This is a genomic window from Streptomyces lydicus, assembly GCF_001729485.1.
Classification (GTDB): Bacteria; Actinomycetota; Actinomycetes; order Streptomycetales; family Streptomycetaceae; genus Streptomyces; species Streptomyces lydicus_D.
In genome coordinates this window covers 2,828,845-2,842,311 of sequence record NZ_CP017157.1, presented here as the reverse complement: position 1 = coordinate 2,842,311, position 13,467 = coordinate 2,828,845, and the positions used below count along the sequence as shown (strand labels likewise).

The 13,467-nt window shown below is 73.6% G+C and carries 12 protein-coding genes and 1 riboswitch; of the genes, 5 read left to right on the top strand and 7 right to left on the bottom strand.

The window, feature by feature from the left end; genetic code table 11:
* Positions 1-17: 17 nt before the first annotated feature.
* From SL103_RS12325 to ribD, 4 genes are read right to left on the bottom strand one after another with little or no spacing between them, the layout of a single operon-like run.
* On the bottom strand, positions 18-1,334 hold the full coding sequence (locus SL103_RS12325) for a bifunctional 3,4-dihydroxy-2-butanone-4-phosphate synthase/GTP cyclohydrolase II (RefSeq protein WP_069568896.1): 1,317 nt from the start codon (positions 1,332-1,334) through the stop codon (positions 18-20).
* Positions 1,331-1,987, bottom strand: a complete 657-nt coding sequence (locus SL103_RS12320) for a nicotinamide mononucleotide transporter family protein (RefSeq protein ID WP_069568895.1) — start codon at positions 1,985-1,987, stop codon at positions 1,331-1,333. The genes SL103_RS12325 and SL103_RS12320 overlap by 4 nt, the downstream gene beginning before the upstream one ends.
* Positions 1,984-2,655 (bottom strand): riboflavin synthase, encoded by a 672-nt coding sequence (locus tag SL103_RS12315; protein WP_069568894.1) that lies wholly within the window; start codon positions 2,653-2,655, stop codon positions 1,984-1,986. Before SL103_RS12315 ends, SL103_RS12320 begins: the two co-directional genes overlap by 4 nt.
* A gap of 1 nt (position 2,656) precedes the next feature.
* On the bottom strand, positions 2,657-3,802 hold the full coding sequence (gene ribD, locus SL103_RS12310; RefSeq protein ID WP_069568893.1) for a bifunctional diaminohydroxyphosphoribosylaminopyrimidine deaminase/5-amino-6-(5-phosphoribosylamino)uracil reductase RibD: 1,146 nt from the start codon (positions 3,800-3,802) through the stop codon (positions 2,657-2,659).
* 135 nt (positions 3,803-3,937) lie between these two features.
* A riboswitch (FMN riboswitch) is annotated at positions 3,938-4,068 on the bottom strand.
* A 200-nt stretch (positions 4,069-4,268) separates the two neighbouring features.
* Between ribD and SL103_RS12305 the strand changes: the two genes are divergently transcribed.
* Positions 4,269-5,063, top strand: coding sequence for an SDR family oxidoreductase (locus SL103_RS12305; RefSeq protein WP_069568892.1), 795 nt, complete (start codon positions 4,269-4,271; stop codon positions 5,061-5,063).
* Between the two features lie 7 nt (positions 5,064-5,070).
* Here SL103_RS12305 and SL103_RS12300 read toward each other — a convergent pair whose 3' ends face one another.
* On the bottom strand, positions 5,071-6,303 hold the full coding sequence (locus tag SL103_RS12300) for an ROK family transcriptional regulator (protein ID WP_069568891.1): 1,233 nt from the start codon (positions 6,301-6,303) through the stop codon (positions 5,071-5,073).
* A 70-nt stretch (positions 6,304-6,373) separates the two neighbouring features.
* Between SL103_RS12300 and SL103_RS12295 the strand changes: the two genes are divergently transcribed.
* Positions 6,374-7,606, top strand: a complete 1,233-nt coding sequence (locus SL103_RS12295; RefSeq protein WP_069568890.1) for an MFS transporter — start codon at positions 6,374-6,376, stop codon at positions 7,604-7,606.
* A gap of 61 nt (positions 7,607-7,667) precedes the next feature.
* Here SL103_RS12295 and SL103_RS12290 read toward each other — a convergent pair whose 3' ends face one another.
* Complete coding sequence (locus tag SL103_RS12290; protein WP_069568889.1) at positions 7,668-8,162, bottom strand: acyl-CoA thioesterase; 495 nt, start codon at positions 8,160-8,162, stop codon at positions 7,668-7,670.
* Between the two features lie 214 nt (positions 8,163-8,376).
* Between SL103_RS12290 and SL103_RS12285 the strand changes: the two genes are divergently transcribed.
* From SL103_RS12285 to SL103_RS12275, 3 genes are all read left to right on the top strand, one after another.
* Positions 8,377-9,750, top strand: coding sequence for a uracil-xanthine permease family protein (locus tag SL103_RS12285; RefSeq protein WP_069568888.1), 1,374 nt, complete (start codon positions 8,377-8,379; stop codon positions 9,748-9,750).
* A gap of 151 nt (positions 9,751-9,901) precedes the next feature.
* Positions 9,902-10,621: a DUF5995 family protein gene (locus SL103_RS12280; protein WP_432215349.1), complete on the top strand. Its 720-nt coding sequence runs from the start codon at positions 9,902-9,904 to the stop codon at positions 10,619-10,621.
* 112 nt (positions 10,622-10,733) lie between these two features.
* Entirely contained in the window at positions 10,734-11,663 is a 930-nt protein-coding gene (locus SL103_RS12275) for an LLM class F420-dependent oxidoreductase (RefSeq protein ID WP_069568887.1), read from the top strand.
* A gap of 72 nt (positions 11,664-11,735) precedes the next feature.
* Here the strand turns inward: SL103_RS12275 and SL103_RS12270 are convergent, their stop codons facing one another.
* Positions 11,736-13,442 (bottom strand): flavin monoamine oxidase family protein, encoded by a 1,707-nt coding sequence (locus SL103_RS12270; protein WP_069568886.1) that lies wholly within the window; start codon positions 13,440-13,442, stop codon positions 11,736-11,738.
* Positions 13,443-13,467: the final 25 nt, after the last annotated feature.

Here is a 13,467-nt window from a genome sequence, read left to right as displayed (position 1 = left end):
GTGGTGACGTGGGGGGATTACTGGTTGTCGCAGGTGGTCGCGACGCCGGGGGGCGTCCGGGGATCGGTGCCCGCACCGGGGTCGAGCCAGGGCAGGTCGTGGCCCATGCGGTCCCGCTTGGTGCGCAGGTACCGCAGATTGTGCTCACCGGCCTTGACGGGCATCGGCTCACGGCCGGAGACCGTGAGGCCGTGCCGCACCAGGGCGGCGGTCTTCTCGGGATTGTTGGTCATCAGGCGCAGCGAGCGCACGCCCAGGTCCTGGAGCATCTGCGCGCCCGCGGCGTAGTCGCGGGAGTCGGCGGGCAGCCCCAGTTCCAGGTTGGCGTCGAGGGTGTCGCGGCCGCGCTCCTGGAGTTCGTAGGCGCGCAGCTTGGACAGCAGCCCGATGCCGCGTCCCTCGTGGCCGCGGAGGTAGATCACCACGCCGCGGCCGGCCTCGGAGATCCGCTGCAGCGATGCCTCCAGCTGGGGGCCGCAGTCGCAGCGCAGCGAGTGGAAGATGTCGCCGGTCAGGCATTCGGAGTGGACCCTGACCAGGACGTCCTCGCCGTCGCCGAGGTCGCCGGCGACCAGCGCGATGTGCTCCACGCCGTCCACGGCGGAACGGTAGCCGTACGCGGTGAACTCGCCGTGTGCGGTGGGCAGCCGGGTGGCGGCCTCGCGGCGGACGGTGGGCTCGGACGACTGCCGGTAGGCGATCAGGTCCTCGATGGAGATGATCGACAGGCCGTGCTTGCGGGCGAACGGGACCAGCTCGGGCAGTCGCAGCATCGTGCCGTCCTCGCCGGCGATCTCCACGATGGCGGCGGCCGGCCGCAGTCCGGCGAGCCGGGCCAGGTCGACGCCGGCCTCGGTGTGGCCGTTGCGCACCAGTACGCCGCCCGGCCGGGCACGCAGCGGGAAGATGTGGCCGGGCCGGACGAAGTCGCCGGGGCCGGACTCGCCGGAGGCGAGCAGCCGCAGGGTGGTGGCGCGGTCGGCGGCGGAGATGCCGGTGCTGACGCCGTGGGCGGCGGTGGCGTCGACGGAGACGGTGAAGGCGGTCCGCATCGACTCGGTGTTGTGCTCGACCATCTGCGGGAGCTCCAGCCGGTCGAGCTCCGGGCCCTCCATGGGGGCGCAGATCAGCCCGCGGCACTCGCTCATCATGAAGGCGACGATCTCGGGGGTGGCCTTCTCCGCGGCGACGACGAGGTCGCCCTCGTTCTCGCGGTTCTCGTCGTCCACGACGACCACGGGGCGGCCCGAGGCGATGTCGGCGACGGCCTGCTCGACGGGGTCGAGGACGAGGGCGTCACCGTCCGTGTCGTACCAGCTCTTGAGGGCGGTCATGCCGCTGCTCCTTCCAGGACGGTGCGGTCGGCGGCGGCCCGCGAGCGCAGCCACCAGTCGCGCATGCCCCACACGACGAGGGCGAGATAGACGACGTAGACGAAGCCGGAGAAGACGAGGCCGCTGCTGAAGGCGAGCGGCACGCCGACCACGTCGACCAGCAGCCAGGCGAACCAGAACTCGACCAGGCCGCGGGCCTGGGCCACCATCGCGGCGAGCGTGCCGACGAAGATGTAGGCGTCCGGCCAGGGGTTCCAGGACAGCTGCGGGACGAGGGTGAACAGACCGCCGACGGCGGCGGTGCCCAGGGCGGTGCCGGCGAGCAGCAGACCGCGCTCGCGCCGGCCGGCGAAGCGGACGGCGATCGAACCGTCCTGGGCCTGCCGGCGGCCGCGCTGCCACTGCCGCCAGCCCCACAACGCCACGCCGATGACGAGGAGTTGCTTGCCCACGCCGCCGCTGAGGTGGGCGGAGGCGTAGGCCGCGACGAGGATGACGCCGGAGAGGAACTGGGCGGGCCAGGTCCATATGGAGCGCCGCCAGCCGAGGGCCAGGGCGGCCAGACCGACGGTGTTGCCGATCATGTCCGACCAGATGACGTGCTGTCCGAAGGCCGTGAAGGCCACGCCGTTCAGCGGGTCGAGGACGCTCACCGGTCCATCTCCTTGATGTCGTCGAGGTCCCTGAGGTCGTCGGAGCCGCGGCCGAGGAGCCGCTCGACGTACTTGGCGAGGACGTCGACCTCGAGGTTGACGGGGTCGCCCGCCTTCTTGATGCCCAGGGTGGTCAGGGCGAGGGTGGTGGGGATGAGGCTGATGGTGAAGTAGTCGTCACCGGCGTCGACGACGGTGAGGCTGACGCCGTCGACGGTGATGGAGCCCTTCTCGACGACGTAGCGGGACAGCGCGGCCGGCAGCGCGACCTTGACGAGTTCCCAGTGCTCCGCGGGGGTGCGCTCGACGATGGTGCCGGTGCCGTCGACGTGGCCCTGGACGAGGTGACCGCCGAGCCGTCCGCCGAGCGCCATGGGGCGCTCCAGGTTGACCCGCGAGCCGGTGGCCAGCACGCCCAGGCTGGAGCGGTTCAGCGTCTCGGCCATCACATCGGCGGTGAACTCCCCGTCGGCGGTGTCCACGACCGTCAGACAGACGCCGTTGACGGCGATCGAGTCGCCGTGCTTGGCGTCCTCGGTGACGACGGGGCCGCGCAGACGGAACCGGGCGGCGCTGCCGGGGGCACCCCCGGCGGTGGCCGAGGCAGCGTCACCGAGGTGCTCGATGGCGACGACCTCACCCAGTTCTTCGACGATTCCGGTGAACACTTCAGTTCTCCTCGTGGAGGGCGGGGCGGAGCGGCGTGGCGGTGATGCGCAGGTCGGGGCCGAGCCGTGCGACGTCGGTCACGTCCAGCCGCAACGCCTGGGCGATGGTGGTGATTCCGGCGTCGCCGACGGCGGCCGGTCCGGCGCCGAGCAGTACCGGCGCGAGGTAGCCGACGACCTTGTCGACGACCCGGGCGGCGAGGAACGCACCGGCCAGCGTGGGGCCGCCTTCGAGCAGGACGGAGCGCACGTCGCGCTGATGGAGCGCCTGGAGGAGGGCGGGGATGTGCAGGCCCCGCCGGTCGGCGGCGCGCGGCAGCCGCACCAGCGGGGCGAGCCCGTCGAGGTGGGCGGCGTCGGCGTCCTCGGCGACCGCGATGAGGGTGGGGGCGGTGCCGTCCAGGACGCGGGCGCCGGCCTTCACGGCGGTGGCGCCGGAGTCGACGACGACCCGCAGCGGCTGGCTGACCTCGTCGTCGGACAGCCCGCTGATCCGGGCGCCGAGCTGCGGGTCGTCGGCCCGGGCGGTGCCGGAGCCGACGATCACGGCGTCCGCGGCGGCCCGCAGCCGGTGCACGTCGGCGCGCGATTCGGGCGAGGAGATCCAGCGGCTGGTGCCGTCCGCGGCGGCGATCCGGCCGTCCAGGGTGGCGGCGTACTTCCACAGCACGAAGGGCCGGCCGCGGAGCACGGAGGTCAGCCAGGCTTCGTTGCCGGCCGCCGCCTCGTCGGCGAGCAGTCCGCCCTCGATGTCGATGCCGGCGGCGGCGAGGGTGGCGGCGCCGCCGGTGGCGGTCGGGGTGGGGTCGGCGACGGCGTAGACCACGCGGGCCACGCCGGCGTCGATCAGCGCCCGGGCGCAGGGGCCGGTGCGGCCGGTGTGGTTGCAGGGTTCGAGGGTGACGACGGCGGTGCCGCCCCGGGCCCGTTCGCCCGCCGCGCGCAGCGCGTGGACCTCGGCGTGCGGCCCGCCGGCCCGTTCGTGCCAGCCTTCGCCGGCCGTACGGCCCTCGGCGTCCAGGACGACACACCCGACGACGGGGTTGGGGCTGGTGTGCCCGAGGCCGCGCGCGGCGAGCTCGATGGCTCGGCGCATCGCCGCGGTCTCGACGGGGGCTGCGGTGGCCACCGGGTCCTCCTGCCTCATCGGGCACGGACTCCGGGGCTGTCTGGACGACAGAAGCGGAAACGACACAACGGGAACACCGAGCCGCGAAGAGGAGTCGCCCGGAAAACGAAAAACCGAACGCGCCGCCGACGGCGGTGTACCGAAGCTCGCCCGCCGCGCACTGCCTCCCATCCGGACTTTCACCGTCGGTGCAGGAATTTCACCTGCTCAACCGGCCGCTGGCTGCGGACGGGTCGCGGACTGTTACCGCCGGTTCGGAATTACACCGACCCCGGAGTGCGCTGCTGCTGTTATGTCAGTACAGCTTCAGTCTGCCACGGCCGATCGTGGCCCATGCGGGCGAAGCGCTGTGGGCTGCCTCACAGCTTCCGGCGCGGCGCGATGTCACGTAGGGGCCGGGTGATCCGTCATAGCGGGAACGGGCTGCGCTCCCCCAGGGGCGCGCGCTCTCCAGATACGCATCCACCTCAAGGAATGATCCGTGATGGCGACAATCCTGGTGACCGGCGGCACGGGCACGCTCGGGCGGCCCCTGATCGACCGGCTGCTCGACGACGGCCACGACGTCCACTCGCTGAGCCGGCGGCCGCACACCGGCGCCGAGCGGCCCCGGCTGCGGTCGCACGCCGTCGACCTGCAGGACGCCACCGGCCTGCATGAGGCGCTGGCGGGGGTGGACGCGGTCGTGCACTGCGCCTCGACACCCTCCGGCGGCGACGCGGAGGCGGCCGGGCACCTCATCGACGCGGCCAGGGCGGTGGGCGTGCCGCACCTGGTGTACATCTCGATCGTCGGCGTGGACCGGGTGCCGCTCGGCTACTACCGGACCAAGCTCGCGGTGGAGCGGCTGATCGAGGACTCCGGCATCGGCTGGACGGTGCTGCGGACGACGCAGTTCCACGATTTGGTGCTCCAGGTCGTCAAGGCGGGTGCCCGGTCGCCGGTGGTGCCGGTGCCGACGGGCGTCCGGGTGCAGCCGGTCGAGGTGCGCGAAGTGGCGGCCCGGCTCGCGGAGTTGGCGGCCGGCGCACCGGCCGGGCGGGTCACGGACCTGGGCGGCCCCGAGGTGCTCCCGGCCCGGGAGCTCGTCCGCGCGACGCTGGAGGCGGGCGGACGGCGCCGGCTGCTGGCGCCGCTGTGGCTGCCGGGGGCGGGCGCGGCCGCCATGCGCCGCGGCGGGCTCCTCACGCCGGAGCACGCCGACGGGCGGCGGACCTACGCCGAGTTCCTCGCGGAGCGGGTGAGCGGCGAGCGGGCGGGCAGCCGGCGCCGGGGGTGACGGGCGCTCAGCCGGCCGGGGCGAACAGCTCGTTCTGCGCCGCGTCGCGGGCGGCGAGCACCGCGCCGCGCAGCACCGCCCGGCCGCCGACGGTGCCCGCCCGTACGGCGGTGCGCAGCGGGGAGAGCCGGGCGAGCCGGTCCGCGACCCGGTCGGCGAGCGGCTCGCCGCCGGCCCGGCCGATCTCGCCGCCGAGGACCACACAGCCGGGGTCGAGCACCGCGCAGACCGCCGCCGCGCCCAGGGCGATCCGCGCGGCCAGCGCGTCGAGGAAGGCGGCGCCGGTGTCCTCGGCGGCCAGTGCGGTACGGAGGAGGGCCTCGGCGGGCGGGGCGTCGGCGAGGGGGCCGTCGCCGGGCACGCCGTCCGGCGGGGGCTCGATGCCGTGTTCCGCCGCGAGGGCGGTGATCGCGGCGGAGTCGACGAGGGCGTGGAAGCCACCGTCGCAGTCGGTGGCGGACGGCAGGGCGCCGGTGCCGGGGACCGGCAGGAAGCCGATCTCGCCGGCTCCGCCGGAGGCGCCCCGGCGCAGGGTGCCGTCCAGGACGACGGCGGCGCCGGTGCCGTGGCCGAGCCAGAGCAGTACGAAGGTGTCGTGGTCGCGGGCCGCGCCCTCGCGCTGCTCGGCGAGGGCGGCGAGGTTGACCTCGTTCTCCAGCAGGACCGGTGCGGACGTCCGGGCGCGCAGCTCGGCGACGACGGCGGCGTGCCAGGTGGGGAGCCGGTCGCTGCCGCCGAACCGCCCGGTGGCCGGGTCGACGAGGCCGGGGGCGCCGACCGCGACGGTGTGCGGACGGTCGGCGCCCGCCGCGGCGAGGGCCGCGTCCACCGCGGCGAGCGCGGTGGCGACGGCGGTGCCGGGGGCGTCGTCCGGAGCGACGGGGGCGCTGCGTTCGGCGCGTACCCGCCCCAGGAGGTCGGCGACCGCGACGGTGACGCCGTGCGCGCGCAGATCGAGGCCGACGAGGTGGGCGCGGTCGGCCACGATGCCGTACAGCCGGGCGTTGGGTCCGCGCCGCTGCGCACCGCTCTCGCCGACCACGGTGATCAGTCCGGCCTCCTGGAGGCGCTCGACGAGGTCCGCGACGGTCGGCCGGGACAGTCCGGTCAGCGCCTTCAGCTGACCGGCCGTCAGGGGGCCTTCGGACTGCAGGAGTTGCAGGGCGAGCCGGTCGTTGATCAGTCGTGCGGTGGCCGGGGAGGCGGTACGGCCGGCGGCCGCCGCGCGCGGTGGGTGCATGGCGGGATTCTGTCACCCCGCGGGTCCGGAACTCTTATTATCAGGCAGGGTTCCTGATAGTTTTTCACCCATGGTCGGCAACGACGTCCCCCATGACGTCACCCCCCTCCCCCACCCCCGCGGCGACCTGCGCCGGGCCCGTTGGGCCGTGGCCGCGGTCTTCCTGATCCACGGCTCGGTCACCGGCAACTTCGCCACCCGCATCCCCTGGATCCAGGACCACACCGCCCTCTCCCCCGGCCAACTCGGGCTGGCCCTGGCCTTCCCGGCGATCGGCGCCTCCCTGGCGATGCCGCTCGCCGGCCGGATCAGCCACCGCTTCGGCGCCCGCGCCGCACTGCGCGGGCTGCTCGCCCTGTGGACCCTGTCGCTGGTCCTGCCCGCCCTCTCCCCCGGCCTGTACGCGCTGTGCCCGGCGCTGCTGGTGTACGGCGCGGCCTCCGGCACGGCGGACGTCGCGATGAACGCGCTGGGGGTGGAGACCGAGGACCGGCTGGGCCGGCCGATCATGTCGGGGCTGCACGGCATGTGGAGCGTGGGTGCGCTGCTGGGCTCGGCGGCCGGCACCGTCGCCGCACACGCCGGCTGGGACGCCCGGCTCCATCTGGCCGGGGCGGCCCTCGTCCTGACCCTGCTCGGCGCGCTCGCCTGCCGGGACGTACTGGACCTGCGCAGCGCCCCCGAGGAGCACCCGCCCCCGCGCTTCGCGCTGCCGCCCAGGTCGGCGCTGGTCATCGGGGCCGTGGGGTTCTGCGCGGTGTTCGCCGAGGGCGCCGGTCTGGACTGGTCGGCGGTCTACCTCCGCGACCGGCTGGGCACCGATCCGGGCCTGGCGGCCGCGTCGACCACCGCGTTCGCCTGCACGATGGCCGCCGCGCGGCTGGCCGGCGACAAGGCGGTGGCACGCTTCGGCGCGGTGCGCACCGTACGGGCCGGCGGGGCGCTGGCGGCGGCCGGCGGGCTGCTGGTCGTCCTCGCGCGGCACCCCGCGACGGCGATGACCGGGTTCGGCCTGATGGGCCTCGGGATCGCGGTGGTGGTCCCGCTGGCGTTCGCGGCGGCCGGGCGCAGCGGTCCGGCCCCCAGCCAGGCGATCGCGGGCGTCGCCACGATCACCTACACCTCGGGGCTGATCGCCCCGTCCGCGATCGGCGGCATCGCCCAGGCGTCGTCGCTGACGGTGTCGTTCGCGCTGGTCACCGCGCTGGCGTGCGGGCTGGTCGGGGGCGCCGGGGTGCTGCGGGTCCCGGTCCGGACCGCGTCCGGCGCGCCGGCGGCGGCCGGCGAGCTGGAGCGGTCCTGAGCCCGCCGGCACCCACCGGCGGCCCGGGGCGCAGCATGCGGGCCGCCGGCCGGCCCGTGCCTCAGGCGGCCTCCGCGCCCGTCGCGTCCGCCCCGTCGGCCGCGGGGCGGAGCAGCTCCGCCGCGATGGCGCGGGCCCGGTCCGACCACGGGGTGGGGCGCAGCGTTCCCGCGTCGACGCGGACCAGCACCCGGTGGCCGTGCGCGTAGGTCTCGGTCCCGTCGGCCGAGCAGAGCCGGAAGCCGTAGGTCAGGCCGGTCCGGCCGAGGCGTTCCACCCACAGGTGTGCGGCGTAGCGGCCGGGGCTGGTGACGGAGCGCTCGTAGGAGACCCGCATCTCCTTGATGACGTTGCACATGTCGCCCGCGGCGGCCCAGTCGCCGTCGAAGCCGAAGCCGCGGCCGTGCCAGTACTCCGCCCAGGCGCGCTCGACGAGCAGGGGGTAGCGCGAGTTGTGGAGCATGCCGAGCGCATCGAGGTCGTCGAAGTGGACGGTGACGGGGACCAGTTGGCCGTAGGGGACGGGGCCGGCGGCCCGGCGGGGTTCGACGCTCACGGGGTGTTGCTCCTGGGGTGCTCGATGCGCTTGCCGGAGCAATCGTAAGCGGCTGCTTAGAATGCTTTGCCCGGCGGGCCGGTGTGACCACCGCCCACCACGGGCGACAGTGACCGAGGCCATAGCGACCTCAGACCATCCAATACCGGGACGAAGCGGACTTACGCCGCTCTAACATTGCCCGGTCATCACCGCGTGGAGAAGTGGAGCAGTCATGGGCCTGGGCGTCCGCTGGACCGTTCATGGGGACGGGCGCAATCCGGCCCCCGGAGCCGTCGTCAGACCGGATGAGCGGCTGTCGTGGCCGCGCACGGTGGGACTGGGCGCGCAGCACGTCGTCGCCATGTTCGGCGCGAGTTTCGTCGCTCCGGTGCTGATGGGACTCGACCCCAACCTCGCGATCATGATGTCCGGTGTCGCCACGGTCATCTTCCTGCTGGCCACCCGCGGCCGGGTGCCGTCGTACCTCGGCTGTTCGCTGTCGTTCGTCGGGGTGGCCGCGGTCATCCGGGCACAGGGCGGGACCAGCGCGACGGTGACCGGCGCGGTACTGGTGGTCGGGATCGCCCTGTTCCTCGTCGGCGTGGCCGTCCAGTGGTTCGGGGCGCGGATCATCCATGCCGTGATGCCGCCGGTGGTCACCGGCGCCGTGGTGATGCTGATCGGCTTCAACCTGGCGCCCGTGACGGCGAGCACGTACTGGCCGCAGGACCAGTGGGTGGCGTTGCTGACCATGCTGTTCACCGGACTCTCGGTGGTCTGCCTGCGCGGCTTCTGGTCCCGTATCGCGATCTTCCTCGGGCTGGTCTTCGGGTACGTCGTCTCCTTCGTCTTCGACCGGCTCTTCGGGATGATCCACTCCGTGAACGGCGCGGGGAAGGTCACCGACCACTGGCGGCTGGACTTCTCCGCGGTCGGCACGGCGGACTGGATCGGCCTGCCGCACTTCCACGGCCCGAGCTTCCAGTGGTCGGCGATCCTGGTCGCGCTGCCGGTGGTGATCGCGCTGGTCGCGGAGAACGCCGGACATGTCAAGGCGGTCGGCGAGATGACCGGCGACCCGCTGGACGACCAGCTCGGCACCGCGATCTCCGCGGACGGCGCCGCCTCGGTGCTCTCCACCGCGCTCGGCGGCCCGCCCAACACCACCTACTCCGAGAACATCGGCGTGATGGCGGCGACCCGGGTCTACTCCACCGCGGCCTACTGGGCGGCGGCCGGCTTCGCCCTGCTGTTCGGCCTGTGCCCGAAGTTCGGCGCGGTGGTGGCGGCGATCCCCGGCGGGGTGCTGGGCGGCATCACGGTCATCCTCTACGGCATGATCGGCCTGCTGGGCGCCCAGATCTGGGTGCACAACAAGGTGGATCTGCGCAATCCGCTCAACCTCGTACCGGTCGCCGCGGGCATCATCATCGGCGTCGGCGGCGTCAGCCTGCACATCAGCGACAACTTCGAGCTGAGCGGGATCGCGCTGGGCACGATCGTGGTGCTCAGCGGCTACCACGCGTTGCGCGCGATGGCCCCCGCCCACCTCAAGGCCCAGCCGCCGCTGCTGGACGAGGGCACCTCGTCGTACGACGAGGACTGAGCGGGGGCCGGGCCGGGCCGAGCCCGGACGACGGACCGCCGGACCGTGCGCGCCGTGGGCGCCACAAGAGGGCGCGCCGGGCGTTACCCCGTTCCGGTCAAGAGCAACCGGCGGACACCGGCATCGCCGCTCCGGCTGCCACGCTGGGCGAATGACGACATTTCAGGAATGCGGCGAGGGCCACGGCCGGCCGGCGACCGCGGGCGGCGCCGGGGTGGCCGAGGTGCTCGCGCGGATGCGGGCGCTGGACGCGGCGCTGCCCGTCGAGGACGGGGTGGCCGTCTTCAACGGGATCTATCTGACGGTCACCGAGGCGGTGGCCGGACGCCTCGGGGGCGGCGCCTTCGCCGATCCGCGGGCCGCCGGCGAGCTGGACGTCCGCTTCGCGCAGCGCTACTTCGACGCGGTGGACGCCGCGGCCGCCGGGCGGCCCGCGCCGGCCTGCTGGCGGCCGCTGTTCCAGCTGCGCCGGCACCCCGGCGTACGGCCGCTGCAGTTCGCGCTGGCCGGGATCAACGCCCACATCGGCCACGACCTGGCGCTCGCGGTGCTGGACACCTGCCGGGCGCTGGAGTGCGAACCGGACGCGCTGGCGGCCGATTTCGACCGGGTGGGCGGGGTGCTGACGAGCCTGGAGGAGCGGATCCGGGAGCGGCTGATGCCGGGCCCCGATCTGCTGGACGTGGCCGATCCGCTGACGCATCTGATCGGCTCGTGGAGCCTGGACAAGGCCAGGGACGGCGCCTGGGTGGCGGCCCGGGCACTGTGGAGCGTGCGCCGGCTGACCGAGGTGACCGAGGAATTCATCGAGCGCCTGGACGCCGGGGTGGGCCTGGTGGGGCGGATGCTGCTGACGCCGCTGCCGGGCTGAACCGGTCACCGCGCCGGCCCGGCACGGCGATGTCTCCTTGAACTTCCCTTCCCCGCAGGTAGGTTGGCCGCGGGGGACGAGGTGCGACACCCGAGACAGAGGAGTGCGGTGCATGGCTGTCCGACTCGGCCTGGGCCTTCCGCAGATGCGGCAGTACGACATCGGCCGTGACGTGCCCGACGTGGCGCGGGCCGCGGAGGAGACCGGCTACGAGAGCCTGTGGGTCTTCGAGCGAATCCTCTTCCCGGAGCCCGCGACCCAGGGGCTGTACAACATCCCGGGCCTGCCCTGGCCCGACGCGTACCGCTCGGTGGCCGACCCGCTGGTGACGCTGGCGCTGGCCGCGACCACCACCCGGCGGGCGCGGCTGGGCACCAGCGTCCTGGTCGCCCCGCTGCACGTCCCCTTCCAGCTGGCCCGCGCCCTCGCCTCACTGGACGCGGCGAGCGGCGGCCGGGTGGTGGCCGGCCTGGGCTCCGGCTGGTCGCTGGACGAGTACGCGGCCGCCGCCGTCGCGCCCTTCGAGCAGCGCGGCGAGGTCCTCGACGAGGTGATCGACGTCTGCCGCGCGGTGTGGGGCCCCGACCCGGTGGAGTACGAGGGGACGCTGACCACCGTCGCGCCGTCCGTCGTCGGCCCCAAGCCGAAGGGGCCGCTGCCGATCCTGCTGCCGGCCAACAGCCCACGGGCGCTGCGCCGGCTGGTCGACCGGGCGGACGGCTGGATGCCGGTCGGTACGGGCGCCGAGGCGCTCGCCGAGCAGTGGCGGCGGCTGCAGGAGCTGGCCGCCGAACGGGGCCGCAGGGAGCCGGTGCAGAGCGTGCTGCGGGTCAACACCGAGCTCACCGGCAAGAACTACGAGGGCGCGGACCGCCGGCCGTTCCAGGGCAGCGTGGCGCAGATCGTCGAGGACCTGCACGCGCACGCCGCGGTGGGCGTGCAGGAGATCCTGATCGATCTGCAGGGCCGGGCACGGGACGCCGCGGAGCTCAAGGACCTCGCGGCGGAGGTGTACGCGGCGGCGCGGGCTGCCGGGGTGTAGGAGGCGCCTGCTCCGGGGGAGGCCGGTACGGCGGCAGGGGCCCGGCGGTGCCGGGCCCCTGCCGTCATCGGGTCAGTCCTCGGGCAGCTCGACGGGCGCGATCTCGTCGTACACGTCACCCGGGCCGGGGTTGGTGGAGTCGGTGGCGCCGCCGAAGTGGTGCATCACGCCCCACACCGCGTTCAGCGCGGTCTGGATCGCGCCCTCGGCCCAGCCGGCCGTCCAGGAGATGTCGTCGCCGGCGAGGAAGATGCCGCGCTTGTCCTCGGGCAGGCGGTCCTGCATGAAGTGGGTGAACAGCCGCCGCTGGTAGCGGTAGTGGCCGGGCAGGTTGGCCTTGAACGCGCCCATGAAGTAGGGCTCGTTCTCCCAGGAGACGGTGACCGGGTTGCCGATGATGTGCTTGCGGATGTCGACCTTCGGATAGATCTCCGACAGCGACTTCAGCATGACCTCCATCCGCTCGTTGGCGTCCAGCGGCAGCCACTTGAGGCTGTCGTCGCACCACGTGTACGAGAGGCAGATGACGGCGGGCTTGTCGGGGCCGTTGTCGAGGAGGTAGGTGCCGCGGGTCATCCGGTCCGTGAGCGTCATCGACATGACGTCCCGGCCGGTCTCCTCGTCCTTGTCCAGCCAGAACGGCCGGTCCACGGGCACGAACAGCTTGGACGACTCCATGTAGTGGGTGCGCTCCATCGCCGTCCAGTGGTCGATGGGGAACAGCTCGTCGTCACAGGCGATCTTGGACAGCAGCATCCACGACTGGGCGGTGAAGACGACCGCCCGGTAGGAGCGGATGTCTCCGGTGGCGTCGGTGACCGTGACGCGATTGCCGGCGGTGCGGTGCAGCCGGGTCACCGCCGGGCGCGGCGCGCCGTCGTGCAGCGTCGACAGCGAGGTGCCCTGCGCCCAGTGGACGATCTTCTCGGGCGCGCGCTCCCACAGGCGCAGCGGCAGCTGCTGGGAGCCGCCGACGATGCCGCGGTGGTGGTCGTCGGCCTCGGTGTAGACGACCCGCAGGATCTCCAGGATGGAGTTGGGGAAGTCGGTGTCCCAGCCGCCGGTGCCGAAGCCGACCTGGCCGAAGATCTCGCGGTGCCGGAAGGACTTGAAGGCCGTGGAGTCGCAGAGGAAGCCGTAGAAGGTCTGGTTGTCGAGCTTCTCGACGAGCTTCGCCCAGATCTCGCGGATGCGCGGCACGTCGCGCTCGCGCATGGCCTGGTTCATGTCGGAGAAGTCGGCGCCCTCCTCCAGACAGGCGTTCCAGGCGTTCATCACGTCGCGGTAGACCTGCGGCAGGTCGTCGACGGTGGTCGCGTAGTGCGACTCGCCCTTGAGGTCGACGACCGTCGAGGGCGTGGTCTCGGCGAGCGGGTTGGGGAACGGCCGGGTCTGCAGGCCCACCAGGTCGATGTAGTGCTGCAGCGCCGTGGAGGACGGCGGGAAGCGCATCGCGCCCAGCTCGCAGTTGAGCTCGCTCTCGTCACCGGCGTCGGGGCAGCCGTCGAAGCCCACGGTGCGCAGCCGGCCGCCGATCTGGTCGGCCTCGTAGACGACGGGCTTGAGGCCCATCTTCATCAGCTCGTACGCGGTGACGATGCCGGAGAGGCCGCCGCCGATGACCGCGACCTCGGTGCCGTGCTCGGTCGCCGGTATCTGGCCGAGGCCGGCCGGGTGCGCCAGGAAGTCGTCGTAGGCGTACGGGAAGTCCGGGCCGAACATGGTGATCGGCGGCTGCATGTCGGTGTGCGGGACGGCGGGGGGCACCGTGGACGTCATGGGGTACGGACTCCTTGCACGCAAA

Coding starts and splice junctions, on each gene's coding strand:
- SL103_RS12285 (WP_069568888.1), top strand. CDS start 8,377: ATGGGCCTGGGCGTCCGCTGGACCGTTCATGGGGACGGGCGCAATCCG.
- SL103_RS12300 (WP_069568891.1), bottom strand. CDS start 6,303: ATGCACCCACCGCGCGCGGCGGCCGCCGGCCGTACCGCCTCCCCGGCC.
- SL103_RS12280 (WP_432215349.1), top strand. CDS start 9,902: ATGACGACATTTCAGGAATGCGGCGAGGGCCACGGCCGGCCGGCGACC.
- SL103_RS12270 (WP_069568886.1), bottom strand. CDS start 13,442: ATGACGTCCACGGTGCCCCCCGCCGTCCCGCACACCGACATGCAGCCG.
- SL103_RS12305 (WP_069568892.1), top strand. CDS start 4,269: ATGGCGACAATCCTGGTGACCGGCGGCACGGGCACGCTCGGGCGGCCC.
- SL103_RS12325 (WP_069568896.1), bottom strand. CDS start 1,334: ATGACCGCCCTCAAGAGCTGGTACGACACGGACGGTGACGCCCTCGTC.
- SL103_RS12295 (WP_069568890.1), top strand. CDS start 6,374: ATGGTCGGCAACGACGTCCCCCATGACGTCACCCCCCTCCCCCACCCC.
- ribD (WP_069568893.1), bottom strand. CDS start 3,802: ATGAGGCAGGAGGACCCGGTGGCCACCGCAGCCCCCGTCGAGACCGCG.
- SL103_RS12275 (WP_069568887.1), top strand. CDS start 10,734: ATGGCTGTCCGACTCGGCCTGGGCCTTCCGCAGATGCGGCAGTACGAC.